This is a genomic window from Bdellovibrio bacteriovorus (assembly GCF_048286975.1).
In the GTDB taxonomy this organism is placed as follows: Bacteria; Bdellovibrionota; Bdellovibrionia; order Bdellovibrionales; family Bdellovibrionaceae; genus Bdellovibrio; species Bdellovibrio bacteriovorus_H.
The window spans coordinates 36,449-62,220 of sequence record NZ_JBLVRT010000004.1 but is presented as its reverse complement, the minus strand read 5'-3'; the positions used below and the strand labels follow the sequence as shown (position 1 = coordinate 62,220).

At 49.1% G+C, this 25,772-nt stretch carries 22 protein-coding genes; 7 read left to right on the top strand and 15 right to left on the bottom strand.

What is annotated here, in order from left to right; all coding sequences use genetic code 11:
* Window positions 1-14 precede the first annotated feature (14 nt).
* From ACNQKP_RS13175 to ACNQKP_RS13145, 7 genes are all read right to left on the bottom strand, one after another.
* Window positions 15-890, bottom strand: a complete 876-nt coding sequence (locus ACNQKP_RS13175) for a hypothetical protein (RefSeq protein WP_417865105.1) — start codon at window positions 888-890, stop codon at window positions 15-17.
* Window positions 891-893: 3 nt separating this feature from the next.
* Window positions 894-2,486: a hypothetical protein gene (locus ACNQKP_RS13170; protein ID WP_417865104.1), complete on the bottom strand. Its 1,593-nt coding sequence runs from the start codon at window positions 2,484-2,486 to the stop codon at window positions 894-896.
* Window positions 2,487-2,521: 35 nt separating this feature from the next.
* Window positions 2,522-3,631 (bottom strand): hypothetical protein, encoded by a 1,110-nt coding sequence (locus tag ACNQKP_RS13165; protein WP_417865103.1) that lies wholly within the window; start codon window positions 3,629-3,631, stop codon window positions 2,522-2,524.
* Window positions 3,632-3,677: 46 nt separating this feature from the next.
* Window positions 3,678-4,280, bottom strand: a complete 603-nt coding sequence (locus ACNQKP_RS13160; protein WP_417865102.1) for a hypothetical protein — start codon at window positions 4,278-4,280, stop codon at window positions 3,678-3,680.
* Window positions 4,280-7,009, bottom strand: coding sequence for a hypothetical protein (locus ACNQKP_RS13155; RefSeq protein ID WP_417865101.1), 2,730 nt, complete (start codon window positions 7,007-7,009; stop codon window positions 4,280-4,282). Before ACNQKP_RS13155 ends, ACNQKP_RS13160 begins: the two co-directional genes overlap by 1 nt.
* A 27-nt stretch (window positions 7,010-7,036) precedes the next feature.
* Window positions 7,037-7,567, bottom strand: coding sequence for a protease (locus ACNQKP_RS13150; protein WP_417865100.1), 531 nt, complete (start codon window positions 7,565-7,567; stop codon window positions 7,037-7,039).
* A gap of 199 nt (window positions 7,568-7,766) precedes the next feature.
* Entirely contained in the window at window positions 7,767-10,661 is a 2,895-nt protein-coding gene (locus ACNQKP_RS13145; RefSeq protein ID WP_417865099.1) for a hypothetical protein, read from the bottom strand.
* A gap of 308 nt (window positions 10,662-10,969) precedes the next feature.
* On the opposite strand from ACNQKP_RS13145, the gene ACNQKP_RS13140 reads away from it, so the two are divergent.
* Window positions 10,970-11,584 carry a hypothetical protein gene (locus ACNQKP_RS13140; protein WP_417865098.1) on the top strand — a complete coding sequence of 205 codons (615 nt, stop codon included), beginning with the start codon at window positions 10,970-10,972 and terminating at the stop codon, window positions 11,582-11,584.
* Window positions 11,559-12,503 (top strand): HTTM domain-containing protein, encoded by a 945-nt coding sequence (locus ACNQKP_RS13135; RefSeq protein ID WP_417865097.1) that lies wholly within the window; start codon window positions 11,559-11,561, stop codon window positions 12,501-12,503. Before ACNQKP_RS13140 ends, ACNQKP_RS13135 begins: the two co-directional genes overlap by 26 nt.
* A 43-nt stretch (window positions 12,504-12,546) precedes the next feature.
* Here ACNQKP_RS13135 and ACNQKP_RS13130 read toward each other — a convergent pair whose 3' ends face one another.
* From ACNQKP_RS13130 to ACNQKP_RS13120, 3 genes are all read right to left on the bottom strand, one after another.
* Window positions 12,547-13,500, bottom strand: coding sequence for an HTTM domain-containing protein (locus tag ACNQKP_RS13130; RefSeq protein WP_417865096.1), 954 nt, complete (start codon window positions 13,498-13,500; stop codon window positions 12,547-12,549).
* Window positions 13,478-14,053 carry a hypothetical protein gene (locus ACNQKP_RS13125; protein WP_417865095.1) on the bottom strand — a complete coding sequence of 192 codons (576 nt, stop codon included), beginning with the start codon at window positions 14,051-14,053 and terminating at the stop codon, window positions 13,478-13,480. The genes ACNQKP_RS13130 and ACNQKP_RS13125 overlap by 23 nt, the downstream gene beginning before the upstream one ends.
* Window positions 14,054-14,184: 131 nt before the next feature.
* Complete coding sequence (locus ACNQKP_RS13120) at window positions 14,185-14,442, bottom strand: hypothetical protein (RefSeq protein WP_417865094.1); 258 nt, start codon at window positions 14,440-14,442, stop codon at window positions 14,185-14,187.
* A gap of 279 nt (window positions 14,443-14,721) precedes the next feature.
* On the opposite strand from ACNQKP_RS13120, the gene ACNQKP_RS13115 reads away from it, so the two are divergent.
* Window positions 14,722-15,594: a murein L,D-transpeptidase catalytic domain family protein gene (locus ACNQKP_RS13115; RefSeq protein WP_417865093.1), complete on the top strand. Its 873-nt coding sequence runs from the start codon at window positions 14,722-14,724 to the stop codon at window positions 15,592-15,594.
* Between the two features lie 65 nt (window positions 15,595-15,659).
* Here the strand turns inward: ACNQKP_RS13115 and ACNQKP_RS13110 are convergent, their stop codons facing one another.
* On the bottom strand, window positions 15,660-17,060 hold the full coding sequence (locus tag ACNQKP_RS13110) for a mannose-1-phosphate guanylyltransferase/mannose-6-phosphate isomerase (protein ID WP_417865092.1): 1,401 nt from the start codon (window positions 17,058-17,060) through the stop codon (window positions 15,660-15,662).
* 206 nt (window positions 17,061-17,266) lie between these two features.
* Between ACNQKP_RS13110 and ACNQKP_RS13105 the strand changes: the two genes are divergently transcribed.
* A complete protein-coding gene (locus tag ACNQKP_RS13105; protein WP_417865091.1) occupies window positions 17,267-18,262 on the top strand; it encodes a lysylphosphatidylglycerol synthase transmembrane domain-containing protein in 996 nt (331 codons plus the stop codon).
* 1 nt (window position 18,263) lies between these two features.
* Here the strand turns inward: ACNQKP_RS13105 and ACNQKP_RS13100 are convergent, their stop codons facing one another.
* Window positions 18,264-19,247 carry a D-glycero-alpha-D-manno-heptose-1,7-bisphosphate 7-phosphatase gene (locus tag ACNQKP_RS13100; protein ID WP_417865090.1) on the bottom strand — a complete coding sequence of 328 codons (984 nt, stop codon included), beginning with the start codon at window positions 19,245-19,247 and terminating at the stop codon, window positions 18,264-18,266.
* A gap of 96 nt (window positions 19,248-19,343) precedes the next feature.
* Here ACNQKP_RS13100 and ACNQKP_RS13095 point away from each other — a divergent pair, with 96 nt between their 5' ends.
* The 3 genes from ACNQKP_RS13095 to ACNQKP_RS13085 all read left to right on the top strand — a co-directional run bounded on the left by ACNQKP_RS13095 (window position 19,344) and on the right by ACNQKP_RS13085 (window position 23,138).
* Window positions 19,344-19,868 carry a DUF2062 domain-containing protein gene (locus ACNQKP_RS13095; RefSeq protein ID WP_088564481.1) on the top strand — a complete coding sequence of 175 codons (525 nt, stop codon included), beginning with the start codon at window positions 19,344-19,346 and terminating at the stop codon, window positions 19,866-19,868.
* Window positions 19,869-19,880: 12 nt separating this feature from the next.
* Window positions 19,881-21,836, top strand: a complete 1,956-nt coding sequence (locus ACNQKP_RS13090; protein ID WP_417865089.1) for a TIGR03545 family protein — start codon at window positions 19,881-19,883, stop codon at window positions 21,834-21,836.
* 198 nt (window positions 21,837-22,034) lie between these two features.
* Window positions 22,035-23,138, top strand: a complete 1,104-nt coding sequence (locus ACNQKP_RS13085) for a hypothetical protein (protein WP_417865088.1) — start codon at window positions 22,035-22,037, stop codon at window positions 23,136-23,138.
* Window positions 23,139-23,248: 110 nt separating this feature from the next.
* Here ACNQKP_RS13085 and ACNQKP_RS13080 read toward each other — a convergent pair whose 3' ends face one another.
* From ACNQKP_RS13080 to ACNQKP_RS13070, 3 genes are all read right to left on the bottom strand, one after another.
* The gene (locus tag ACNQKP_RS13080) at window positions 23,249-23,821 is read right to left on the bottom strand and encodes a TlpA disulfide reductase family protein (RefSeq protein WP_417865087.1); all 573 of its coding nucleotides are present in this window, start codon (window positions 23,819-23,821) and stop codon (window positions 23,249-23,251) included.
* Window positions 23,822-24,030: 209 nt separating this feature from the next.
* Window positions 24,031-24,576 carry a 50S ribosomal protein L17 gene (gene rplQ, locus ACNQKP_RS13075; protein ID WP_417865086.1) on the bottom strand — a complete coding sequence of 182 codons (546 nt, stop codon included), beginning with the start codon at window positions 24,574-24,576 and terminating at the stop codon, window positions 24,031-24,033.
* A gap of 155 nt (window positions 24,577-24,731) precedes the next feature.
* Window positions 24,732-25,763, bottom strand: a complete 1,032-nt coding sequence (locus tag ACNQKP_RS13070; protein ID WP_038448232.1) for a DNA-directed RNA polymerase subunit alpha — start codon at window positions 25,761-25,763, stop codon at window positions 24,732-24,734.
* Window positions 25,764-25,772: the final 9 nt, after the last annotated feature.

Below are 25,772 nucleotides of genomic sequence, written 5' to 3'. Positions count from 1 at the left end.
TTAGCCTATGATTGTTAAGGACAACTGCCAAGTTTACACACGCGGATCTTGCCAGTAAAGTTGCCAAAGGAATGCCTTGGATCGCGCTTCAGATTCGCCCCGTTTTTTTCGCGGAACTTAAATTCAAAGACACAGAATCTCGGCACCTGAGAAGTGAACTGATTCAGAATCAGTTCGTCCTTCACAAATCGCACTGAGTCCGCGCTGTTGCCAGTCCCATAGAAAGTGGTTTCATAGCCGCTGTCTTCTTCAACACGTCCAGAGGGAGGGGCGACATCGTTCTTTTTTCGGGGTTGGACATGATTTCCACGATCTCGGTGATCGCAGACATAACGAAAACCGACTTCATCCAGAGCCCTGCCATAATTCATCCCAGCCAGAGAAACATCCAGGCGGTATTTTCCTTCGGACAGATCCTGATCCTGTTCGTCTTTGCTGGTTTTCTTTTTAAGCAGCTCTTCCGGGCCGGCATAGCAAAAGGTCACTGCATACTCTGCGCCCAGCGACTCGCTTCCCAATGACACATCGATACTGCGAAGCTGATTGCCGAAAGATTCAGTGCTGGGCACCAGACTGTCCCATTCAGGCCCCGCTGCCACAGTTTGATATTTTCCATTCTTAGTTTCGGCCGAAAGCACATCGCCATAATTGTTTTTACTGCGACAAACGCAGGCAGCATCGCCAGGCTTTACATTTTCCGGATTGCACACTTCCCCAGTTGAAAGACTGAAGCATTCCTGGTCATTGCCAGTGGAAGCATGACGGATGCGGGCGTTGCAGGCATACAGCTGCTCACCCGTCGTCATATCCACCACTGTCTGTATATCGGTGGTTGTCGCCGCGACCGTCGCACTGACCAGTATACTGAATAAAAACACCAGCAGTTTCATTTCTTACCTTTCACAGCGCAGGATGGGAAAGTCCCCGGACTGCATCGGATAGCTTTTAAAAACCGGGGAATTCTTTTGCATGCGAACATTTGCCAGTTCGACATCGCCACCGGATGGATCCATGTCCGCTGTGAATTCCAAAATCAGACGCTGGTGGAATTTACGTTTTCCCATGCGCATGCAACTTTCAGAACCCGCACAGGCACGGTCATAGTATGGCGGCCACACTGTGGAAGCGATGATGCCTTCCAAGCCTTCCATTGTCTGAGCCAGACTGACGGTCTGGTTGTTACTGTGCAACCCGCCCATGCCATTAATGCCAGGAATAATTCCCAGGTCTCCCAAAGTGGAGATAGCAGGAAGAGTATCCACGCCTACTGTCGCCCCTTCCGTGTCGAAAAGGCGCACCAACATCTGCTTCAGGCCATTTAAATAAATAGCGTAGTCATCTGTTGGGTCCTGAAACGTCGCCACAAGACGGTACTTGCCACCTGGAGTGAACAAGCGATCCGGCACTCTATAACTGATACCGTTCATGACACCCTGCCAGTTTGGTGGAACCAGGCCCCCGTCCCACCATTCTTCGATCAGCTCTGGGCGAGCGGCATCGCGCAGACGGAACAGTTCTACCTGACCGACAAAGGGCTGCATGAAATTTGATGAGCTGGAACAGCTGCTGCCCTCACAAGAGCGGTCAGCGATATTGGACACCAAGAACGAAAGGTCAATCTGTGTACGGTCCTGGCGGGAACGAATAGAAACCGGCCCCCAGTCACCGTCCACCGTATAGGTTGTGGTGAAACGAGGTATACCCGCGCCAAAGTCCTCGGACAAAGGCAATAAACCGGATTTTGGAGTGATATTGATATGGAACGGTCTGCTACCGACGTGTCGAACATCTGTGGAGCTTCCGGATTCATCACCGGTCACCAAAGTGTCGAGGTTGGCATAGATATCCTGAGCCTCGATGCCCATGGCATCAAGATAGGATGGATCCAGACATTCCTTTTTAAGAATAGGTTGAACTGCATAATCATTCTGCGCGCGAATTTTGATAAAACACATGCTTCCACGCATCAGGACGGCACTGTTGTCAATTCGAGTCACATCACAGAAAGGCTGCTTTTCATTCACAACCAAAGCGCCGCCCCGTGTATCAGCCACACGCAGATCGATGCAACTGCGAAGAAATTTATATTGGCGCTCGAAGTTTGCTTTGGTCACCTGCGGTAAATAAGAGGAAATGGATCTGGAATTTTCCAGACTGCAGGTGCCCGGATCAAAGGAATTGAAAATATAGCTGTCTTTGACTTCAGAAGATGAACCCCACTGGACAGCCCCCAAGGACAGCATCAGGAAGCGACCTGCTTCCTCCTGGCATTTTACGATACGGGAACCATCGATGGTTTCCTGCCCGCGATAATCCCCCCAAGACTTGGTCTCGGGGGAAATATTGATTTGAACTTTTTCTTCGTTTTCCACGATGCAGGCGGCATGAGCCAATGGCCCTGCCAGCATCAAAGTCAGACCGAAAAGGAGAGACAGATGTCCCCTGCTTCCATGGCGTTTTCGCGCGTTTACTTCCACATTCAACATATCTATCTTCCTTTTTATTCAAATCCTATGACGACTTAGTGACAGTCTTTGCAACCGTTTTCCATGTGAGCCATCTCAACTTTGGTGTGCGTGCAGATGTCAGCTCCGTGTTTTTGCCATTTTCTGTGTTTGCCATACTTGGACAAACCGTCTTTTTCTTCAAACACGTAACGAATTTTGCAGTACTTAGCCGCGCCACCTTTGTAGTCCAGCTCTTTGTATTGCTTGTCGATGATCTTTTTGAATGTGGAGGAATTCGCAGTCCACCAGTCAGACGCATACTCATAGTCTGAATTTGTTGGATTGAAGTTCGTCAGGAAGTAGTCGTTAAACTGAGGCACATAGTGCAGTTTATCGTCTTCATCTTTACAGTAGCCTTCTTCGCAAGATCTGTCTTGTGTATTACAGATGATGTAAGCTTTCATTTTCAGATCCGCAAGATCGCTGTAACCATCGCCTTGAACTTTCAGACCGTAGTCTGTCACAGAAGCTTCAGCAAGAAGGTTCCATTTAGTTTCAAAGTGGCTGTAGTCAATCTGAGATCCGCGATAGCAGATATCAACAAAGTATTTGGCGTTGTACAGCTCGGAACCCAGGTTGAAGGAAAGAGATTCCAAAACCTTGTGGTAAGCTGTTTTTTCGTCAAACAATTTGGCGAAGTTCGTGCCAGAGCCAGAAACTACGTCAACATGTGGATCAACTGTGTCGCCCCATGGTCTCCAGTTCGCATGGAAGTAGTTTCCATTTTTGCGACCTTTGGAAGTCGTGCACACACAGTTGTTTTTGTCGTCTTCCTTCTGAGGGCCACCATGGCCGGGACCGCCGTGACCGGGACCGCCACCGGACCAAGTCATGAATTCAGGAAGTACATTTTTTGGCTTAGGACCCTGGTGGTGATCATCTTCTTCTTCACCTTTACAGTCCAAACCAACGCAGTCACCAGAGCACTTCTCGTGAGTGATTGCAGTGTAACACGCTACTTTGTCACCTTCGTGAGCATCATAAGTGGTCAAACCGGCATTACACGGATAGATACTAGGACCCGAGCTGTTGACTCGGAAACTATATGTAACCTGGATGGCGTTTGCCTGCATTGCCATCAGGGTGACGGCTGTCGTTGCCATCGCTGTTAACAAACGTTTCATGTTGTCTCCTTCCCAATTAAGGGTGTTGTTGTAATAAACTGAAAAATCAGTTCAGTTTAAAAATTAAAGGCGCAGTCAAAGGACGATTCCCCATGCCCGGTTGTCGAGGCTGAACCTCGAAGGCAGAGGTTTGTCCGATATTATTACGGCAAAGAACGTAGCTCAGTGCCATGGGCTGATGAACTTCATCCAGCTTCACGGCTAACAAAGCAGTCTCGGCAGCATCCCCGCAGAAGGCACGAAGCTCGTTTCCGAAGACTTCACCTCCCACAGGTGTGTAATAGTTAAAAACACTCTTGATATCCAAAAGGACGTACTTTTCAGTTCCCAGATACTTCACCAAAACCTGACGATCATTCTGTTCCTGCTTGATCGCATAGGTTTTAGATATCTCTGTGAACAACTGACGCAACAGTGGCGATGTTGTACCCGCACAGTTACGGCAATAAGGCTCTGGACGCTGGCAGGCTGTCGGATTCTGGCAAAGGCTTTGACAATGCATGGAAGACGCAGTGTCGCAAGTGACCTTGGTCACCTTTGCATACTGCCCGCCCGGCTGCTTCAAATAGCCACTTTCCACCAGAAAAGCTGAAGCTTGCACCGAAACCATCAAAACTGAGGTCAATAAAACACCGATCCACTTTTTCACTAGAAGCCCCAGAAGTTATGGCCGATGGTCTGACGGCAGTCTTTGCTCATGCCGTACATGCCACCGAACTTTTCATAAGTTTTGAATTTCTTGCCGTCCTCGGAACAGCTGTACTTCACACGCACCTTGCCATTGCAATAGTCAGACTGGATGATGACGGCGGAAGAAGGCGTCGTGTTGCCGTTGGCATCTGTCAGCTCTTCCATCTCAAGGTTCTTAACCTTGTGTCCTGTATAGCGCTCAAAATAATCGGCAGCTTTCGCGGCACAGACATTCTGATAGCAACCCACACCTGCTGCGAGCTGATCCACACAGTGGTCCGGAATGCCACCATAGCGTTTATAGACCTCCACCACGCGGTTCACATCCACTTCCTGCAAGCGAGGAACGTTGACCTTGTCTTTTTTAGCCGTGATATAGCGGTGAATACTGCGGAACAGATACACACCCAATTTGATCGGATTCAAAGGCATCCCACCGCTGGAAACTGCAGCACCGCCCGCCACTCCGACAAAGTTGATGGAACATCCTCCACAATAGGATTTGCTGTTAGGAGGCGTGCTGACCATGTCCCCAGGGGAGCGACCAATCACATCGCCACCATCACGAATTTTGCAATAGTTCACAGAAATGCCGTTAAAGGCATAGAAGCTGAAATTCTTGGCGCTATTGGGTGCGATTGACACCGCACACGGAGCCCCTAGCAATGGACCGAAGTCTGCCAGCAGGGCCACTTCCATCTTTTCTTTCTGAATCTTCGGATCAAACTTCACATTTCCGTTTTTGATCATGGCATTCAAGCTGGTCACCTTAGGTGGTTTGAAGTCCACGTCGATATAAAGAGGCAAAGCATTCCAGCCAAACAAAGCCGTGCTAGCCAGATCAGCCATCAGTCGCTTGTTCGCACGACGGGTCTGGAACCAAGGGTCATAGACCTTGCAAGCCTTCAGATCCGCATATGGATTGAATACATCCGGAGTCGACACGGTAGAGTTCACGGGCAAAAATGCATCTGCATACTTCGCCACCGCGTATAGATCGACCATGGATTTGATCAGCTTGCGGGAACAATCAATCGCCGAAACACAGATGGAATTGCCGGGATCTGTCACACGGGTCGCATCCCATACCAAAAGTGGTGCTCCAAACTTCAGCGGCTGAATATCAGCGGGAGCGATTGTCGCCGGTGGAGCAATTTGCAGCAGTTCGCGTGCCCAGGCGTTGAAACCGTTTCTGTTCACAGTGTAGCCAGCCACATTCCAGATCTTCTCGCGTTCCAGGCTGTCACAGAAGGACACGATGTTTTCTGCAACTTTATCGAAATAGCGAGTCGCATCTGCCAGCTGCACCTGTGAGCCCTGGAAAGAGCGCTGCATGACTTCCAGCTGCTGAACCTTGTCTATCCCCGTTTTCATAAAGTCCAGACGCTGGTCCCCGGCCAGACGGGCTTCAGTACAAAGATAATAAAGCTCATCTCGATGCTGGTTGGAGTACGTTTTGGCAAATGCCAGGGGTTTTACAAAGTCAGTCAGTTCCATCGGGGTCATCGCCCCGCCGATGATATTCAGGAACTGAATGGCGCTCTGAACACGGTTCTTCATAGAACCGCGGGCAGAAACATAGTTCTTTCGAAAGTTTTCAACCCAGTCGGACGCATCGTCATAGCTGCGCGTCCCAAGAAAATCATCATTCACATCACGCGGACCACGGTTGACAACATCATCTTCAGGACCACGGGGCACCTCCTTACGATGCTCTGTATTGTCTCCATCCGGGCGCGCTAGCTCCCGGATGCTGTTCATGGATAATGTAGCTGCGTCACATTCAGGCTTTTCGATGCTTTTGCAGCCATTGGGAATCATCATGATGGATTCTTCAAGCGCGATAGAGCGGAACATCTGTCCATACTCAGGCGCAACCTCAAGAGGAATATTTGAATATCTCCAGGCAAAAGACAGATAGATCTTAACGCTGTTCCAGAAATCAAAACCCACAGCCCCGAATTCAACAGCACGAGGGATTTTCAGATCGAGCTGGATAATGGAGTTACGCGAATCCAGGGTCGCATCGGCACTTTCACAGTCCGTGATGTATTTATCCTTGGCAATTGCCGCCTGGGCCACAGACAGAAGAACAGATTTATCGACCTCGACAGAGTTCAACTGCTCCTGCAAAGCCGAGAATCTTTTTACATAGAAGCAAGCCACACGATCCGTTTTCTTCATCGACATAAAGTGGCTGCCATTGAACTTATCCAAACTTTCCCAGCGCAGACCCGCGCCTTCGGAGTTATCCCAAAGCTTGGACAAGTACCCATTCAACTCCGGGCAATAGGTTTTATTCTGACACTTTTCAGCAATGGCATTATACGTTGTCAGGCCGGAGGTTTTCAGATTGGTCGGAAGCAAAGGAAGCTGTCCCGCCATCAATTTATTCATAATCACCTTGGTCAGGCGAGTCACCGCCACGCGGAACTGCTGCATGCCCTCAGTGCTCATAGCCTCAGCATTCGCACCGATATTCTTCCCAAGCGAATAAACCAATTTTCCGGCATTATACCCGTCCACCACGATAAAGGCGGACTCTGTCGGAATCTCAGAGTCTACGGCGCATTGCGCTCGATTCGTAATTCTCAACTTGTTCAGCTGAACCTGGGAGGATGTCGTGGTTTGTGCATCTGCACCCACTGCCATCATCCAGATCGCCGCCATCAAAACCAATTTGCTCATAGACCCTGCATTTTTCATCTAAGACCTCTAGTTAAGACCGGAGCTGCATGAACTGACTTTGTTCAGCATGGTTGTATAAAACAGAACAACCGTCTGATCCGCAGGAGAGAAGTTTCTCTTAACAGAGCCGTCGGAATTCACCATGTTGTACAGATATGTATTCACGAAGCGATATACGGCCGGAGTCACAAGAAGGTTGGAGCGGCATTTGTAGTTTTTGTAGGTCACAGTGATGTTGGCATAACCGTTATTGTTGTTATTGCCGTTGTCATAGTCACCGATGTAGATGGTATCGCCATCACCACTGTTCGCACGACCGTAGCCCACCTGGAACTGAACAGTCCATCCGGAACCGCTGCTGTCCTGACCAACGATTTTACATAGGTTGCCCGAACACGCGATCGCCATTTCATTCTCAATCTTCTTCTGCAATTCTGCTTCAGAGTATTGAGGAAGCGGACGCGGATCAAATTCACCAGTTCCGTCGTCAAATTCGTTTGCAGTCGCCTGCATCGTTGTCGCCAGCAAAACTCCTGCAAGAAGCGCCTTGAGTTTCATAACTTCCCTTTCCTATTCCTTGATTGGAATTATTTTTTGGTGCGAAATAATTTTTACCAACCAGACAAAAACAAACTCAAACTACAGATCAGCAATTAAACAGAATGTAATTATCGTTCGGAAACGTTCGGCGAAAAAAAAGAAAAGGCCGCTGGTGTTCACCAACGGCCTTTTGCGAGAACACTTGTCTAACCGGGGGTTAGAAAGTGACTGGCATCATGTGCGGAATTTTTCCTGCATCGGAGTTTCCGATGATCATACCGCGCACTTTGGAGTGACGAGTTGCTGGCTGGAACGGAAGACCTTTGTAGTTCGGAGATTGAACTGCAGGCACCCAACGTCCGGAACCATCCACCATCCATTCACGGAAGTACATGTTGATGTGAGTACCTTCAACCAAGTAGTCGATTGTGGTGCCCGCACCCGCAATGGCCATCGCCGCACGGAATGTGAACAGATTCTCTGCCATACCTTCACCGAATGCGCCGTATGCGGCAGCAAACGCCTTAGGATCGGAGTTCATCGTCTTGTACATGGTTTTCAAAGCATAGTACATTTTGCTTGCAGCCTCGGCCGTTTTCTTGGTCGTTACGTTCACGCAAGAACCCGGGATACGTGATCCACCATCCATCATGCACAGATCGTAAGGATCGTTGCGCTCGTTGAAATAGGAGTAAATCTGATCCGTGGACTTGTCGATGAAGGAGTCCTGACTCATGGTCTGAGCCGCTCTCATAAGTCTCATGGTGTTTTCGTCACTGAAGTTCACGTTGAATTCAATGCCGGTGTAACCCAGATCTGCATCAGGCACGCCCACCATCAGGGAATCCAGGCCGGTCTTTTTAACCAGGGCATAGATACCGGATCTTAGACGCTTGCCGTTGGCGCTCTCGTGCTTGAAGGCATAAGAGTAAGTACCAAACATGCTTTCCATGCGCGCTTTGCTGTCCCAGTTCTCAACAGAGTATTTCGCTCCGTAGAACATGAAGTCTTTTTCTTTGTGCTTGAACCAGAAGCGGCTGTCTTCGGAATCAGAGTAGATACCGTAGTTAACAACAGCGGTGTTGCGGTCCAGATGCATTTCAGATGTGGTGTAAGAATTGATCTTACCTTTGCTGTACGTTTTGTCCCAAATGATTGGCAGAGCCAAAGATTTGCTAACAACACGGCCCGTCGCCACAGATCTGAATGTTTCAACCTTAACAACCGGTGCACGCTCAACCAAGTTTCTTGGCTTGTCGGCTGACAGAGTTTCTGACGCCAAAACGTTACCACGGATCACGTCTTCGTAAGCTTTGCGGCCAGTATCGGTCGTCAAATCGAACAAGAACGAGAATCCATCATCCGAAGATCTGAACTCACTCAAGCTCAAAGTCAGGATGGATACGTTGGTGAACATCGAGAAGCTGTTCAGCTTACCTTTGGACATTTTTACGTAAGCACGGTCAGAGCCGACTTTTTCCACGTAAGTTTCCCAAGTACCGTTCGCCAGTTTCGCCACCCCTGCACCGATTGGACCGAAGCCCGCGCCCGCAGAGAAGATGATTCCACCGTGACCGATGTAAGTGATGCTGTCACCTGGATCCCAGGTATCCAGATCTGCTGCATCCTTAGGAACAGACCAGCGACCACCCATATTACGGGCTTTGTCCAGAGTGCTCACATAGCGAACAGACTCTGTCTCTTTACCCATGATTGGCAGAACACCGACATAGCCCCAGAAGTGCTGACGCAAGCCTGTCGCGTTGTCGAACCAGAAGCGCACCTGCGCCCCCAGACCCACTTCGATTGCGCCATAGACAGTTTTTTGGAAACCATCACGGTAATCGCCGTAGATCAATGTATCGGAAGTCGGACGGTAGTCATACTTCACGATAGAGGTCGGCTGCACATTTCTGAAGTGCGGAGTCAGATTCACGATGTACTGACCATAATCGAAGCTCAAATGGAACAGAGGCTTCAATTTCGCTCTTAGTTTGTTTTTCTCTTCTTCTTTGAATCCAGTGGAACTGGAGGATGTCGCTGTGGACTCTCCGGTCGTGGATGTGGAAGTTGAGCTGGACGAAGATGAAGACGAAGACGTGGAAGTCACTTCACCTGTCGTGGATGTGGTCACGGATGTCGACGTTGCCGTCGTTACTGTGGTCGCCGTATCAGGATTGTAAGTGGTCGCCGTCGAAGTTGGTCCATAGGTACTTGTGCTTGGACCATAAGTCGTCGCAGTCGTGTAACCAGTGGACTGATGACCGGTGGTGTATCCAGTGGAGTAACCCGTGGACGTGTAACCAGTTGACGTATAACCCGTCGAGTAGCCCGTGGTGTAACCAGTTGTATAGCCGGTAGTATATCCTGTGCTATAGCCGGTGGTGTTACCTTTGTGGCCGTTATGGCCGTTATTCCCGTTGTTACCGTTATTCCCGTTATTCCCGTTGTTGCCGTTATTCCCGTTGTTCCCGTTATTCCCGTTATTCCCGTTATTCCCGTTATTCCCGTTGTTCCCGTTATTCCCGTTATTCCCGTTGTTCCCGTTATTCCCGTTATTCCCGTTATTCCCGTTGTTCCCGTTGTTCCCGTTATTCCCGTTGTTCCCGTTATTCCCGTTATTCCCGTTGTTCCCGGAAGAACCTTTGCTTCCGTTATTACCGTTGTTACCATTATTTACATTGTTCCCGTTGTTCCCGTTGTTAACGTTATTGCCGTTATTGCCGTTATTGCCGTTATTTCCGAGAACCCCGTTATTCCCTAGAACGGCATTGTTCCCATTGTTCCCATTATTGCCGTTATTGCCGTTATTGCCGTTGTTACCGTTGTTACCGTTGTTACCGTTGTTACCATTATTCCCACTGCTGCCAAGAATCCCGTTATTTCCGAAAAGTCCGTTATTCCCGTTATTGCCATTATTGCCGTTATTGCCGTTGTTCCCAACAGCCTGAATAACTTTGGAGTTTAGATTTACAAAACCTCCGCGGCCTCCAACTTCAATCACTTGCGTGTCTTTCTTGACGGTATTATTTGCCGGATTATTCGCAAACGCCGCGTTTGCAATCATCGACAATCCCGCCAGGAAAATCACTTTCCCTGACTTCCCACCCATTGCATTCTCCTTTTTGCAGCCTTCGCCCGCGGCAATGGAAGATCCACCGCTGCAGACAACGACCGGTTATTTTTTTTCGAGCTGACAGAATTTTTAGAACGCAGAAAATATTTTTGACACTTAAATAAATCATAATTTCAGCCATTTAATTGACACTTCTCAAATGTGTTATTCAACATTGCAAACTCGGCAGAATCTGGATCTTTCCCTTGGTAAACTTGCAAAAGCGTAAAGAACTATTCTGGAACTTCTATGTTAAGAACCATATTCAACTTTAGATAACGGCAGATCATCCCGGGGAGAAAACGATGACACCGAAAGAAAAACTGATGTTTGCATTCAATCAGTCAAAGAAAGTCATTATCATGACTTTCTTCACCCTGAACGTCGGCATCATGGTCGTGGACGGGCTGCCGGATCAAAGCAAATTAGGCGAGAAATTCATGTCTGCAGTGAAGCGATATCAAGCACTGGTAATGCTGTATCAGCCTTGGGCAATGTTTGCCCCGAACCCCATGAACACCAATGCATTCATTGAAGCGGACCTTAAATTTGAAGATGGGTCCACTGGAGTCTGGAAAATGCCACGGCCACTGCTTATCACGGGACCACGAAAAGTTTTGACTGCAGATCGCTACCGCCTGCTAGGACAGGAAACTCTGCTGCCGAACGAAAACGAATTGGTGTGGTTTGATGTTTCTCGCTTTGTAACCCGCGAAGTGATGCATGCGGAACGCTCGGGGAAAAACCGCATTTTGAAAGAGATCTCATTTAAGAGATACCAAAGCCGCGTGATACCTCCACCCGAGGCCCCGATGGTCCCGCATGGCACTCTAAGCAGCAAATATGATATCGAAACGATCTTCGTATATACTCCGACGTTTGAAAGGATTCGCCATGAAGCTACGAACCATCCGCAATAGTATTGATGAGTTTCTTTTCAAACCCCAGCCGGTCTACAGCGTGGCTCTTTTGCGAATCGGTTTGGGTTTGCTACTGCTGTTCAACTGGTTGATGATCTACACAGACCTAGAGGTCCTTTTTGGTCCCGATGGTCTCATTTCTCTGCAAACGGCCCAGCAGTACGGAAACCCGTTACGCTTTTCATTATTTGACTACATGCCGAATACGTACAAAGTCACCACCACCATCGCCTTTGTGCATCTGTTGGCAGTCTTAGCTTTGACATTCGGTGCGTGGACAAGGAAGTCCATTCTTATCGCTTTTGTCACCCTGATATCGTTCCATCACCGCAACGGGTTTATTATGAATAGCGCCGACTCAGTTCTGAGAGTCTTCCTGTTCCTATTGCTGTTCACGCCCTGCGGAGATGCATTTTCATTCGACCGCTGGCGTTTACGCCTGAAAGGTCAGGCCCCCGAAATCCCTGCGGAAAAAGCTCCTTGGGCGTTGCGCATGATCCAGATTCAGTTCTGTGTTATCTATCTGGCCACAGTGATGTTCAAAATTAAAGGAGACCGCTGGGTCGACGGCACGGCTGTCTATATCGCCACACGCCTTGATGACTTTGTTCGATTCGAACTGCCGCTGCTGAATAATATGATCTTCATCAAATACCTGACCTGGTCCACTCTGCTGGTGGAATTTGCCCTGGGCACACTGGTGTGGATCAAAGAACTACGGTACTGGGTTCTGCTCGCGGGAGTCGGCCTGCATCTGGGAATTGAATACACCATGTCGATCCCGGTCTTTGAGTGGGCGATGATTGTGGTGATGGTCAGCATGGTGGATTCACGGGATATCGAGTGCTGGATGGAAAAGCTTCGCAAGTACCGACAGCAAGCCCGCAAGACACAGACTCCCCAACCACAAACCACATAAAATCAGGACATAAAAAAAGCCGCTGGGTACAGCGGCTTTTTCTTTATTTGGATTTAACCAAGGTCAGCGGCCTCCAGGCCAGAACACTTGAAAACAGTCTGCCCTCTTTCGCCAGGGTCAACCAGCCTTTCAGGTCTTTTGGGTCCACCATGCAGATCATAGTGATAATCATAATCCATTCAAACATCGGGATATTCATCGAAAGCTCAATCCCCAGATGCAGGCCAATCCCAGCCAGAATCACCCAGTACCGCAGCTCGCGAATCCAGATTAGCGTACCCAGAGCAAGCTCTACCAGCAGCGTTGACCAGGTCAGGAACTTAATCACCACCAGGCTGTTCAAAAGCCCCAATGGCATTCGAACAAACTCATCAAGGCGTGTGGCAATATAGACGGCCGTACCATCAGCCCACAACGGGCCCTTCATTTTGAACATCACCGTAGCAATGTAAATGATGCTGAATTGAATCTGCATCAAACGCAGCCCCCATGGAGCTTTATCCACCGGCTCTGCCGGCGCCAGCCCCCGGCGTACCTGCCACCAGCGATCCAGCGACAGCCAGTCCCCACAAGGAGTCAGGAACAATAGAAACAAAAAATTACGAATCACGATGTCTGAACTGTTCAAAACAAAAACGTTCCGGTTATGGAACGAGATCAGCGTGAAAAATGCCAAAGCAATCGAGGTACGGGTGAAAATTCCGAACAACACCCCAATCACCGCCCCCAGATGAGCCAGCGCCAGCAGTGCCGGCACCCGCGGATCCGGTGGCAGCAGTTCAAACAAACTAAAGCGGAAGGCGCTCCCCATCTTTAAAGCGCTTTCCAAAGAGAAAATCCCCTCGACTCCCCAAAAGGTGTCCAGATGGGCCCACACCATAAACCAATTAATCAGCAAAACCACACCGAACAGAACTCGCAGTAATGCCACGGTATGCACGGGCTGGGGTTTAAAGAAGAACTCATTCAAACCACTAGTGAGAGTTGTTAGCTTCATAACGAAGTCCTCCGGTAGGCTTAAAGTGGAAAACACTTTCGCTGTTATAATCTTTGCTCATCTGGCCATGGGGCACGAACACCTGAGTCGGAGGCTGAACAACACTGGTGTGACGATAGAAATAAAGCTGTTCAAACTCACGCTTGCGACCGAGCTGTTCCAGCTTGGCCACTTCGCGCGCCACATAGCGGGACAGATCAAACCACAGTTCTGATTTTTCCATCGGTAAAAGATTATCCTGCTGATACTTGCGATAGCGTTCGCCCGCTGTGAAACGATCCCAGGTGTCCAGCTGCGAAGCCCTCGGGAAGGTCCACTGTTCAGTCGAGCCATCTTTGAATGTGATTGTCGCAGTCAGATAGGAGTTTACGGATGCGGGATTGGGAGCAAACATGCTCCAGGGCTGATCCAATCCGAAGAAGACCTGATAAGGCGACAGGGCCTGCAGAATGCGGTCCCCGACCGCGCTCCGATCCGGCAATGCCGCTGTGACCATCATCACAATGTGACCAGTAATAAAGGCTGAAATCAGAACCTTTTTGAGTACCGCCATGGCGAACCCCCTGTTGTTGTTGACCAACATCAGGGTTTATCCGAGAGGCCCCTCCCTGCACAACAGCATTCCAGTGCATCTGAATTAAGAATTCATCAACTAGATTTCAGCCCTTTAAGGTTGTTCGGAATTTACTTCTTTTTGCTGTCGCTTTTGACCTCGACGGTGTCTGCTGCCATCGTGTATTCAATCGTCACTTTCTGACCGACCTTCAGGTCACCCGTCACTTTGGTATTCGGATTTCTTTCGATCTCCCAACGGTCGCTTCCCTTCTGCACGATAATGCGGGAATCCGAAAGCTCTACGATTGGCCCCGTCACCTGATAGGTTTTTGCCGCAAAAGCACTCATTGAAAACAGCATTGCGACCATTGTAGCTACAAATTTCATATCAGCTCCTTGTAAGAGTTTTGTTTGTTTATTATTAGAATCAGCCACATGAAAACCTCAATTCAGAACCCCAGAAAGTGCCTAAGAGCAGAAAAAATGGGGCTATTCCGGAACGTCACCGAACACGCGTCTATTTTATATACAGGGGGACTTTTAGCGGCACCCCCCTCGCATTCAGCTCAAATTTAGGACACTAAAACAGGTAAAAAAGCTGGCACATGCCTTGTAAGGAAGGTTCATGGAATTATTGAATCCTCACGTAATTGAAAGTTGGAAAGCATGAAGAAACTTGTGACCGCCCTTATCATCACCCTTGCCAGCATCCAGAGTTATGCTGACAGCCTGTATGACAAGAAAATCAAAGACGTGCGCATTTACGACATGTTTAAAAAGCAAGGCGTGCCCGAGGCGGCTTTGCAAAGAACTTTCGAATTCCTGGATGTCAACGCCGGCAAAACCGTCAAAATGAAAGCGAAAATCCGCGGTCGCGAAAAGACTTACATGAGCACTCGCGAGGTGACGATCAAGTCTGATTTCATCGCAGTTATTGATTTCTCAAAACCTTCCAGCGAAAGACGCCTTTATATCATGAATATGCAGACCGGCGGCGTGACCAAGCACTTTGTGGCTCACGGCAAAGGCTCTGGCGTGAATGTGGCGGCAAAGTTCTCTAACATCGATGGCTCGAAGATGTCTTCCCTGGGTCTGTACCTCGGTGGCAACACCTACTATGGTGGTCACGGTGAATCTTTGAATCTGTACGGTTTGGAAGCTTCCAACAGCAATGCGGCTGAACGAGACATTGTCGTTCATGCTGCCAGCTATGTTTCTGAAGACTACGTAAAAAGCCAGGGCCGTTTGGGCCGAAGCTGGGGTTGCCCGGCAGTTGCTCCGGGCATCATCAAAAGAATGCTGAACAACTTCAAAGATGGTGGCCTGGTTTACGCCTACCACAAAGATCTGACCGCCAGCACGCAGAAGGACCCCACCTTGCAGGTCGTGCAAGAGCACGTGGATGAGGAAGATATCGATCTTCCAGAAGAAGAAGAAAGCGTTCGTAAAAACCCAACGGCAGTTACTCCAAACACCACCAGCCTGCCAACCGGAAACGCCGAAATTCTTTCAGTCCCACTGGAAGAATCCAGAGACTAAAAAACAAAAAGGGCTGCAAACGCAGCCCTTTTCTTTTCCCCAAATCCAATCTCAAATATCCAATTCTAATTTCTACTATAGTCGTCTTGGTAACGGACGATATCGTCTTCACCAAAGTAAGTTCCCAATTGAACCTCTACAAACTCCAGCATTTCACTGGAGTTGTTGCGCATGCGGTGCTTCGCCCCCAGCGGGATATGAATGTGACTGCCAGCCTTCACCGGAATCACCTGGTCATTCAGAACCACTTCGCCGGATCCCTGGGTGATCGTCCAGTGTTCTTCACGTTTGGCGTGAGACTGATACGACAACTGGGAATGCGGATTGACGCGAATAACCTTGGACTTGAAGTTTTCAGTGTCCTTCAGGATTTCGAAATAACCCCAGGGACGATATTCATAGACATGCTCTTTCACCAGCGGGGATTTGGCTTGAGTCAAAGTCTCAACCACATGACGCACATCCTGAGACTGGCCTTTTTTAACCAGCATCAAGGCATCCTTGGTATCCACGACAATCACGTCCTCCAAGCCAATCATAGAGTAATTCTTGGTCGGCTCGCCAAAGACAAAGTTGCCCTGCCCTTTGACATTGATGATGTCCTGCCCTTTTTGCAAAGCAGCCACGGCATCCCAGGAACCCACATCGCTCCAACCAAAGTCCGCCGGCACACAAGCCAACTCAGCTTCGTTCAGCTTTTCCATGATCGCATAGTCGATGGAAATGCTTTGCACCTGAGCGTAGATATCTCCCAAATTAGAAGCATCGGACTTCAACGCGGAAATCTGACTCCACAAAGTCGGCTGGTGTTTTTCAAACAGACTGGCCATGTGAGAAACTTTGAAAACAAAGATCCCCGCATTCCAGCTGAAACCACCTTGAGAGATAAACTCTTCGGCTTTTTTCAAATCCGGCTTTTCATGGAACTTCACCACAGAATAAGCCTTCAAACCGGCCTGATCTTTCAAGCTGGTCGTCTTGGTCTGAATATAACCATATCCAGTTTCTGGATAAGATGGAGTGATGCCCAAAGTGACCACGCGGTTTTCTTTTGCCACGGCGGAAGCAAACTCCACAACTTTCAGGAAAGCATCTTCTTTGGTGATCAGGTGATCTGACGGGAAGACCCCGACGATTTCGTCCCCTTTTCCCTGATCCAGCAACAGCTTGCACAGGGCTGCCACAGCCGGAGCGGTGTTTTTGCCCACAGGCTCGTAAACAACCTTAACGGCTTCGCCTTGGTTGGCCTTAACCGCTTCGCCTTGGTTGGCCTTCAGGTTCAGTTCGGTCAACGTCTGCAGGGCCTTGGAGGTTACAATCCATGGGCTTCCCATACGCAAACATCTTTTCAGGGTCAGAGTCTGTAGAGGCTCCCCGAAAATGTCGCAAAATTGTTTGGGCATCTGCTGACGGGATACGGGCCACAATCGTGTTCCGCTTCCTCCCGATAATATAACCGGTATCAAAACTACCTCCGAGATCAGTCCTCAATCTATATCATCAAAGGCAGTTTCTGAGTAATTAAGACCTTACAATGGCTCAATTCGTCAAAAAACTGAGGCTTTTTAGCTGCTTAAAAGATGTCGTCAAATCGAATTTAAGGCCCCCTAAATCTTTGCATACCACGACTTCGAGGTAGAGTTCCGGCCCGAATTCAAGTAAGACAGTCCCCATGGTTAAACACACCAAAAAGCTTTTGGTTCAGTCCGCTAAGATTCTTTTTTCAGCCGGCATCATCTACTGGCTGATCCAATCCGGAAAGCTGAACTTCTCTGCCCTTAAAAACCTGCTGACACCGACCACGGCGTCTGTGGCATTGCTTTTGGTTTTGCTGAACCTGTTCCTGGCCAGCGAAAGATGGCGCACCCTGATCCGTTCTCAAGGCATGAATGCGGGCCCTTTGAAGGTCTTTAAACTCAACCTGATCGGTTCGTTCTTTAACTTTGCCATGCCTGGCGGGGTCGGTGGCGATGTCATAAAAGCCTACTATTTCACCCGGGCCAATCCTGGTTCCAAAGTCATTGCCGTGACCAGCGTTCTGATGGACCGAGTGCTTGGGTTGTTTGCCATGGTGCTATTGGCGCTGCTGGTGATGCTTTATGATCTGAACCACATCATGACCATCCCGCCCCTGACGACTCTGTTCTGGTTTATTCTGGCGTTGTTCTTTGCCTTTGTAATTGCACTGGCATTGATCTTTTCCCCGCAGATCTACAAGACCTCTCTGCTAAAACGCGTGATCAACAAACTGCCTTTGTCTGAAAAGTTCATGAAGCTTTATGAAAGCATGCACCTTTACGGCAAAGACGGAAAACGCTTCATGCTGGTGCTGCTTCTAAGCCTTCTGTCCCAGGGCTGTTCGATTGTGTTTTTGATCATTGCCGGCAATGCGGCAGGTTTCACGGAAGTCGCAGCGAAAACCTATTTCCTGGTGGCGCCATTGGGGTATATGGCGACGGCGATCCCGATCTCTCCAGCGGGAGTTGGTGTCGGTCAGGCGGCGTTCTATTTCCTGTTTAATATCTACAACGGATCAACATCTGAAGTGGGTCCGACTGTGATTACTGCCTTCCAGGTCACCACCTTTGTGGTGAGCTTGCTGGGAGCCTTCTTCTATCTGCGTATTAAAGAACGCGTGGATGCCTCCACACTCGAGGACCTGGGCTAAATTAAAGCGTCAGGTCCGAGAGTTTTTCCAGAACAGTGAATTTGAAATTGGAATATACGGCCTGATGAGCCTGCAAGGACTTCATTTCTTTGTCGGTCTTTTCTGAAGCCAACAGGTACAAACGCCCCACCCCGGCAGCAAAAGCCGCTTTCAGGTCCGAAGCACTGTCCCCGACCATCACGGAATTCGCCATATTCACACGCAGCTTGTTGTTCACTTTGAGCAGCATGCCATTGCGAGGCTTGCGAAGCCCTGCCAGCAAACGCCCGCGGGGACTGCCTGCCTCGTCGATAAACGCCGACCACTCACAGTCATCAATCCACGCCCCTTGTTGAGCCAGAAGCTGCATCATACGTTGATGCACAGACTGATACTGAGACCAGCTAATCCAGCCTCGTCCCAAACCGGACTGATTCGTCACCAGCGCCACCCAATAAGACTGCGCATGGGCCTTGTTGATCAATTCGCAAATTCCCGGCAGCAACTGAACGGCTTCAGGGTCTTTGTTATAAGGAACGTTTTTAACAACCACATCATCACGATCCAGGAACAAACATCCTGCCCCGTGCTCGCCATCCAGTCCCTGCAGCGCAGACCATTGTCCCCAGTGGGCTTTCAAACTCTGCAAAATCAGCTGCCACTTGTGCAGGCTTAAGTCAGCAAAGGCATAGTCCCATTGATGGGATTCAGCCGACGATGCCTCCGCCCCCAACAAGACCCGTTGACCATTCAAAATTGCATCCAAAGACGTCAGAACAGATTTTTGGTTGGACTGGAACAAGACCAGATCCTCTGGACGAGTGACATACTTTTGCGCCAGCAGATCCTCGGCTGTGCGCGTGACGAACGGAATCTCCCCGGCAAAGTCCTGCACCAATGGCTGCTGCCATTGCGACAATGTGGCCGGATTCTGATCTGCAATAAAGACCAGACCGCCACCCAGTTGAACTGTTTCAACAATCAAAAGTTCCAGGGGATGTGACATAGAGGCCCAGTTTACGACAAACCGCCCCTTGTGTCCTCGGGTTTCTACTTGCCGCCTTGCATTTATGCTTATTAAAATTCCTGCAGGAGGAAATCCATGACGGCCTTACTGAAGCAGATTTTTAATTTTCTAAAACTCCTCAACTCGGACACCGGAACCAACCAATTGGCCTCCGGCCTGTCGCTGGGACTGATCCTGGGGTTTTCCCCGTTTATCTCTATTCAGACTTTTGTGGTCTTTGCCATCATCTTTATTTTCCGCGTGCAGATTGGCGCAGCCTTTCTGTCGGCGTTCTTTTTCAAGTTCGTGGCCTTCATGTTTGATGGACCGGCTCACCACCTGGGTAAAGCCGTGCTTGAAAACGAAAGCCTGAAACCGTTGTTCACCACCATGTACAACATGCCGCTGGTGCCAATGACCCGCTTCAACAACAGCATCGTGATGGGCTCCATGATTGTTTCCATCCTTCTTTTGCCGTTTGCATTCTTCGCCTTCAAAGCGCTGATCCTGAAATATCGCGCCACCGTGGTCGCAAGATTTAAAGGCACGAAGTTCTGGAAAGCCTTCACGGCGACCAAGCTTTACAACTGGTACTGCACTTACGACAACCTTTACGGCTAGGACACACAGCACATGACAACACCTGAAACAACACCCGTAAAAAAGAAAAAAGAAAAAGGCCCGATCCGCTGGGAAGCCATCATTCCGTTTGTGATCATCTGTGCGGTGATTGGATTGTACTTCCACTTCTTCTTCGACTCTCACCTGCGCAAGGGCATGGAATGGGCCGGATACAAAGCTGTCGGCGCTGAAGTGAACATCGCCAAAGTTGAAACCAGCTTCTTCAACGCCAGCCTGCGCATTCAGGGTATCGAAGTCACTGACGCAGAAAAGCCAACCCACAACTCCCTGAATATCGGCGACATCCGCTTCTCGATGCTGTGGGATGCCTTGTTGCGCGCCAAGATAGTTGTGAATGAAGCCGTCGTTGAACAGATCGCCTTTGGTGTGAAACGTGCCCGTCCGGGTCGCGTGGCTCCACCAGAGCCGGTGTCCAACGAACCAGGCCTTGCTGACAAACTGAAAGAACAAGCCATCAACGAAGCCCAACAACAAGCTGGCGACAGCGTTCTGGGTGATGTGATCGCGATGCTGACGGGCACTGACGCGAACGTGCAACTGCAAAAGCTTCAGGATTCTTTGCCGTCCAAAGCCATGCTGGAAAGTTTTGAAAAAGACCTGAAAGCCAAACAAGCCGCTTGGGATGCCCGCATGAAGTCCTTGCCTCAAGGTAAAGACATCGAGGCCCTGAACAAGCGCCTGAACAGTATCAAGTACAAGGACTTTAAAACGCCGCAGGAACTGCAGTCGTCTTTGCAGGAACTGGATAAAGTATTTAAAGACGGCGATGCCATGTACAAACAAGTGCAAGGCGCCGGCAATGATCTGCAAAAAGATCTGAAAGCGCTTGAGGCCCAGTACAAGGAAATCGAAAAGCAGGTCAAGACCGACATCAAAAGTCTTGAGCAGCATTTCCGCATTCCTAAGCTGGATGCCAAGTCCATGTCCATGGCGATCTTCAATCGTTATCTGGGACCATACAAAGCCAAGTTCTTCCGTTACAAGACCATGGCTGAAAAATACATCCCGCCAAATCTGCTGAACAAGAAAGAAAAGGATCCGGAGGATATTCCACTGCAACCGCATCCGCGTGAAAACGGGATCAGCTATGAGTTCGGCCGTCCGAATTCTTATCCTCTGGTCTGGATCAAACGCACGGCGGTCAGTTCTCAAGCGGGCCTGACTCCGGATGCGGGTAACATCAAAGGTGAAATCCTGGATATCACAACCCATCAGAAACTGATCGGCAAACCCACTGTGGCCTCCTTGTCTGGTGATTTCCCGTCCAAGGAAATCATGGGCTTCCTGGTGCGCCTGTCTTTGGATAACACCAAACCTGACAGCATCGTTGATTATCGCTTCAAGGTGGATTCTTACTCGATCGAAGGTAAAGAGCTGGTGCAGTCCCCTGACGTGCAGATTGCCTTTAACAAAGCCAAAGGCAGCATCGGCATCGAAGGCAAACTTGTAGGCCTGAAGAACATCACGGTGAACATGGATAACAAGTTCACGCAGATCGAATACGCAGTGGGATCCAAAAACGAGATTGCCGACCAGATTCTGAAAGCGGTCTTTGCCGGCATTCCGGTGGTGACGCTGACGGTGGATGGACAGGGCACGTTCCCGAATGTTCCTTTGTCTATTAACTCCAATCTGGGACCTGAGCTGCAAAAAGGATTTGAAAAACAAATCCAGGCCAAGATTAACGAAGCCCGCAAGAAAATCGAGGCCTACGTCAATGAAGAGATCGGCAAACAGCGCGCCCGCGTGGAAGCCGAAATCAACAAACTGCGCGGTGATCTGGACAAGGAAATCAAAAAAGCCGAAGGCCAGTTGAACGAGCAGAAAAAACAAGCTGAAGCCCGCGTGAATCAGGCGAAAAAAGACGCCGAAAACCAAGGCAAGAAGCAGCTTGAAAAAGAAGGTCAGAAAGCTGTTGATGAATTGAAGAAAAGATTCGGACTTTAAGATTTCAAATTTTCTGACAACGCAAAAGACACCCCTAAAAAGGGTGTCTTTTTTTGTCTAAATTTTCAGCACGGTCCTGTAAAGATCTTCGACGGTAACTTGTAACTTACTGTTTTTACTTATCAATTTTCCTCACTTTTTCACTTTGCCTCTGTTTTAAGCATTCACTTTCGTGCTAGCCTTGACGATGAGGTAGGTATGAAAGCATCGTTCAAAACACATTTAGCAGTTTTAGGTTGTGTGATTGGAACCCTTTCCGCGGGTTGCGCGAAAATGAATTTTGCGCCCGTCCCTGAGCAGGACACCACTGCGGTCACACCTCCGACCACAACCCCCAGCAAGACAATCTCCACCAGCGAGGTCGTCGCTTACGGCAACAAGCAGGTCGATTTCCTGTTTGTACTGGATGACTCCAACTCCATGCTGCCAGAGCTTAGAAAACTCGCAGCCCGCATGGGCACCTTTGTAAGCTCCCTGGATGCGAGCAATATCGACTGGCAAATGTGCCTGACGACCACCAGAGGCGTTTCTTCCGGAGGCTCCCTGGTCTATGGCACCCCCTACAATTGGACCAATTATACGCCCGCTGGCGGCAGTCCGGCTTACATCCTAAGAAAAGGAACAGCCAATCTGAATACGATCTTTAATTCCACTATCGACACCCTGACAATCGGCGGTGGCAGTTCCGGGGATGAGCGCGCAATCAAGGCTGCTCATGACCACTTTGAAGCTGCGGGTTCACATGGATGCTATCGTCCAGGTGCTGCGATTTCCGTGATCGTGATTTCGGATGAAGACGAACGCTCTGTGGGCGGCGTGGCTTCCCGTGTGAAAGCCAATGATGCTGCCGGCGTACTGTTGCCGATGGAGGCTTCCGACATGCCAGCCAATCTGGTGGCAAAATCCAAAAGTGTCTTCGGCCCGGATGTGCGCTTCACTTTCAGTTCAATCATCGTGAAACCCGGCGACAGCGCCTGTGAAGCCGAACAGGATAAAGACACTTCTCCAAGTCACCCTGGCCATTTCTATGAAGAGGCCTCCAAACTAACAGACGGTGGCGTGGGCAGTATTTGTGATTCCGACTACAGCGCCAACCTGAACACGTTCAAGGACAAGATCGTGAACTCGCTTTCCAACCTGAACCTGGAATGCGAACCGGTTCCTGAAACCCTGAAGGTCAGCATTGATGGTTTGAATATCCTGAACTACAAGATCGAAAAGAGCGTCCTGAAGTTCACTTACGCCCTGATTGAGGGCACCAAGATCGACCTGCAATACGACTGCGTAGAGGGGATTCCATAGCAAGGCGACGACGTCGCCGCGCGCTCAAGCAAGCAGGCTTGTCTGCGCGCGCTTCTTCAAGCCTTTAAACGACAAAAGCCGCTCTCTCGAGCGGCTTTTTGCTTTGCCCATTACTGCGCTGGCTTTGCCGTCAGCAGGGACTGTACGTAAGACACAGAGTCTTTGTTGAACCACTCTATCGATCCCACAACTTTTTTAACCAGCTTGTGGTCGGTGCCCAACACCAGTGATTCCGGCAGACGCGCCACCTGGAACTGCTTCATCAGGGAACGGTCTTCGTCATAAACGATGTGGATATTCGCACCCTTCATTTCAGGGAACGACTTCATAAAGACGTCGATATCATTACGACTGCTATCGCCAGAAACCGCAATCAGCTGCACGTCACCTTTGAATTCTTTGATCAGCTTAATCAGGGAAGGAACTTCCTCGATACAAGGCCCACACCAGGATGCCCAGAAGTTCAGAATAACCACTTTGCCTTTGAAGGCATCAAGCTCTACAGGTTTGCCGTCCAGATCCTTGGTCACAAAGTTAGGTACGCCCTCTTTTTCCATTGCTTCGATAGAAGTGTAATCAGACGGCGTTTGGCTTAGCTTGCTGGCAAAGAAGTGCGTATAGGCCCACAGACCCGCTGCTGCCAGGATAAAGACGATGCCGAAGGCTTTAAGGTGTTGTTTCATTGGACTCCCCTTCCAGCTCAAGGAACTGAATACTCAAGGTAAAGACTGTCGACAGGGATGGCAAGACGCGGTGGTGATAAATGGCGAGGGCGGTTCGCAAAGTGATTGAGAGGGCTTATTGCTCCAAAGAAGAAACGGCGGGTTCGGAAAATAAAAAAGGCCCAAGTTTCCTTGAGCCTTTTTTTGAAGATCTTAATCAGATCCCAGAATTAAGCGCGAGCTGCGGATGCCGCTCTGTCTTTTTTCTGAGCCTTTTTAACAGCTTTCTTCTTCGCTGCTACTGCTTTAGTGGAAGCTTTCTTTGCTACAGCTTTTTTCGCTGGAGCTTTAGTAGCTTTCGCAGTTTTAGCGGACTTTTCAGATTTCTCTGCAGTGTCAGCTGTTTTAGCTTCGAAATCGTAGTCTACGAACTCAAGGAATGCCATTTCAGCAGTGTCACCTGGGCGACGACCGATCTTGATGATACGAGTGTAACCACCAGGACGTGTTTTGAAACGTGGAGCAAGATCCTTAACGATTGTAGCAACCGCTTCTTTGTTAGGGTAACGAGAAAGCAACAAACGAGTTGTAGCCAAGTCACCTTTTTTACCCAAAGTGATCGCTTTTTCAACGTGGCGACGTACTTCTTTAGCACGGTCAACAGTTGTAGTGATACGGCCGTGCTCGATCAAAGAAGTCACAAGACCTCTCAACAAAGCTTTTCTTGGGCCAGATTTACGATCGAAATGTTTTACTCTTCTTCTGTGTGAACTCATTTTATTCTCCGGTTAAACGGGCTGACCGTATCAGGTATCAGCACGATAGAACACTCTTTGGTTAATTTGGTCGAGTGTTGCTTTTTCAGGGCTCCGTGCCCTCGCAGCCCCGCAGGGCCGCGTGTTCAAACACCATTCTTGGTGTCTATTTTAGATTACTGTTGAGTCTCTCTCTTTTGAGGAGGTTGACTTGGATCCCAACCAGCCGGTGGCCAGCCTTCGATCTTCATGCCAAGGCCCAATCCCATTTCGCCCAGAATTTCTTTGATTTCATTCAAAGACTTACGGCCGAAGTTTTTGGTCTTAAGCATTTCTGCCTCAGAACGTACTACCAACTCGCCGATGTAGCGGATGTTAGCGTTCTTCAAGCAGTTCGCAGAACGAACAGAAAGCTCAAGGTCGTCAACAGAACGGAACAAGTTCTCGTTCAGAGTTGGAGAACCAAGCTCGCGTGCTTCTTCTGCAGGCTCCATAGTCTCGTCGAAAGTCAGGAAGATTTGCAGCTGTTCTTTCATGATTTTAGAAGAAAGAGCTACTGCTTCTTCTGGCTTCAAAGAACCGTCTGTCCAAACTTCAAGAGTCAATGCATCGTAGTCAGTTCTTTGACCAACGCGGGCATTGGAAACATTGTAGTTCACTTTTCTGATTGGGCTGTAAAGAGCGTCAACGCCGATAAAGCCAACTGGAAGATCAGTTTCTCTGTTTTCAACTGGTACATAACCACGACCGAAACTTACAACGATTTCCGCGTTGAAGTTTGCGTTCGCGCCCAAAGTAGCGATTGGAAGATCTGGGTTCAAAACCTCGATCTTATCGGTAGTTTGGATGTCCGCTGCAGTTACTTTGCCTGGACCTTTTTTGGAGATCTTCAAAGTCAAAGAGTCTGCAGTGTACTGTTTAAAGCGCACTTCTTTGAGGTTCAGGATGATGTCAGTGACGTCCTCAAGAACATCTGGGATCGTAGTGAACTCGTGCAATACGCCTTCGAACTTAACAGCTGTAATTGCAGAACCCATCATGGAGCTAAGAAGAATTCTTCTTAGGGAGTTACCCAAGGTAACGCCAAACCCTCTTTCAAGGGGACGGATAATGAATTTAGCGTAGTCATCACGAAGAGAATCACGATCAACCTCAAATCCCTTTGGTTTGATCATTTCTCTCCAAAACTTATAATAGTGCTCTTGCATAGCTCCCCC